Raw genomic sequence first — 2,223 nt, forward strand, 5'->3', positions numbered from 1 at the left:
TCACGGGAGTGACCTGTGGGTCTGACACGTCAGGAAAGGGGTTCGCTACGCCACAACATGAGACTGGTAGCGGGCGATCTTCGCGAACTCCTCCGGGTTCAGGCTCGCGCCGCCCACCAGGGCGCCGTCGACGTCGGGCTGCGCCATGATCTGCGCGACGTTGCCCGACTTCACGGAGCCGCCGTACAGCACGCGGACGCCGTCGGCGACACCCGGGTCGCACAGCTCGCCGAGCACCCGGCGGATCGCGCCGCAGACCTCCTGCGCGTCGTCCGGGGTGGCGACCTCGCCGGTGCCGATGGCCCAGACGGGCTCGTAGGCGATGACGATGCTCGCGACCTGCTCGGCCGGCACGTCGGCCAGGGCGGCCTCGACCTGCGCGAGGGTGTACGAGACCTGGTTGCCCGCCTTGCGGACCTCCAGGCCCTCGCCGACGCACAGGATCGGGGTCAGGCCGTGCGCGAACGCGGCGCGCACCTTGGCGTTGACGACGTCGTCGGTCTCCGCGTGGTACTCGCGGCGCTCCGAGTGGCCGATCACCACGTAGGTGCAGCCCAGCTTCTTCAGCATCGTGCCCGAGATCTCACCCGTGTAGGCGCCGGACTCGTGCTTGGACAGGTCCTGGGCGCCGTAGACGATCTCCAGCTTGTCGGCGTCCACCAGCGTCTGCACCGAGCGCAGGTCGGTGAACGGCGGGAGGACCGCCACCTCCACCGCCGCGTAGTCGTGCTTGGCGTCCTTCAGGGTCCACGAGAGTTTCTGGACCGTGCTGATCGCCTGCTGGTGATCCAGGTTCATCTTCCAGTTGCCCGCCATCAGCGGCGTGCGGGTGGTAGCCACGTGCTTCTTCTTTCTGTTCAGAGGGAGGTCAGGTCAGCCGACGAGCGTCGTCGGCGAGCGTCAGTCGGCGAGCACCGTGAGGCCGGGGAGCTCCTTGCCCTCCAGCAGCTCCAGGCTCGCGCCGCCACCGGTCGAGATGTGGCTGAACCCGGCCTCGTCGAAGCCCAGCACGCGCACCGCGGCAGCGGAGTCGCCGCCGCCCACGATGGAGAACCCGCCGGCGGCCGTCGCGTCGATGATGCCCTGCGCCACGGCCTTGGTGCCGTCCGCGAACGCCTCGAACTCGAACACGCCCATGGGGCCGTTCCACGCGATGGTCTTCGCGTCCGCCAGCTTGCCGGCGAACAGCTTGCCGGACTCGGGGCCGATGTCCAGGCCCATGGTGCCGTCCGGGATCGCGTCGGCCGCGACGACCTGGTGCGGCGCGTCGGCGGCGAACGAGTCCGCCGCGACGATGTCGGTCGGCAGCACGATCTCGACGCCGTTGGCCTCGGCCGTGGCCAGGTAGCCCTTGACGGTCTCGATCTGGTCGGCCTCCAGCAGGCTGTTGCCCACCGACTGGCCCTTGGCCGCGAGGAACGTGAAGACCATGCCGCCGCCGATGAGCAGGCGGTCCGCCTTGGTCAACAGGTTCGCGATGACGCCCAGCTTGTCCGACACCTTCGAGCCGCCGAGCACCACGGCGTACGGGCGCTCCGGGTCGCCGGTCGCCTTCGACAGCGACTGGACCTCGTTCAGCACCAGGTCGCCGGCCGCGGCGGGCAGCACCTGCGCGATGTCGTACACGGAGGCTTGCTTGCGGTGCACGACGCCGAAGCCGTCCGAGACGAACGCGTCCGCCAGCTGCGCGAGCTCACCGGCGAGCTCGGCGCGCTCCGCGTCGACCTTCGAGGTCTCGCGCGCGTCGAACCGGACGTTCTCCAGGAGGGCGACCTGGCCGTCGGCCAGCGCCTCGACCGTGGCCTTCGCCGACGGGCCCACGAGGTCCTCGGCGAGGGCGACGTCCTGGCCGAGCAGCTCGCCCAGGCGGGCGGCGACGGGTGCCAGGGAGTACTGCGGGTCGGGCGTGCCCTTGGGGCGGCCCAGGTGCGCCAGGACGACGACGCGCGCACCGGCGTCGGTCAGCCGCGTCAGCGTCGGGAGGGCGGCACGGATGCGGCCGTCGTCCGTGATCTTGGTGCCGTCCAGCGGCACGTTGAAGTCGGAGCGGACCAGGACGCGCTTGCCGCGCAGGTCGCCGAGGGAGTCGATGGTCTTCATGAGCACTCCAGGTCGGGGACCGGCCGCAAGGAGGCCGGTCAGGGTTTCCGTCACATGACGACGTCCGCGTGCGCCGGCTGGCCGATGCGCACGCGGACGTCGGAGTTCACGCTGGTGAGAAAG

2 protein-coding genes are annotated in these 2,223 nt (G+C 70.7%); both read right to left on the reverse strand.

The annotated features are described in order from the left end of the window. Positions 1-45: 45 nt before the first annotated feature. Complete coding sequence (gene tpiA / locus ACFWEJ_RS28490; protein ID WP_377232523.1) at positions 46-816, reverse strand: triose-phosphate isomerase; 771 nt, start codon at positions 814-816, stop codon at positions 46-48. A gap of 84 nt (positions 817-900) precedes the next feature. Beyond that, positions 901-2,100, reverse strand: a complete 1,200-nt coding sequence (locus tag ACFWEJ_RS28495; RefSeq protein ID WP_377232522.1) for a phosphoglycerate kinase — start codon at positions 2,098-2,100, stop codon at positions 901-903. Positions 2,101-2,223 lie beyond the last annotated feature (123 nt).

Origin of the sequence: Promicromonospora sp. NPDC060204 (genome assembly GCF_042728455.1) — a bacterium.
In the GTDB taxonomy this organism is placed as follows: Bacteria; Actinomycetota; Actinomycetes; order Actinomycetales; family Cellulomonadaceae; genus Promicromonospora.

What these genes read in the sequence shown, in the direction of transcription:
- tpiA (WP_377232523.1), bottom strand. Translation starts at nt 816, where the DNA reads ATGGCGGGCAACTGGAAGATGAACCTGGATCACCAGCAGGCGATCAGC.
- ACFWEJ_RS28495 (WP_377232522.1), bottom strand. Translation starts at nt 2,100, where the DNA reads ATGAAGACCATCGACTCCCTCGGCGACCTGCGCGGCAAGCGCGTCCTG.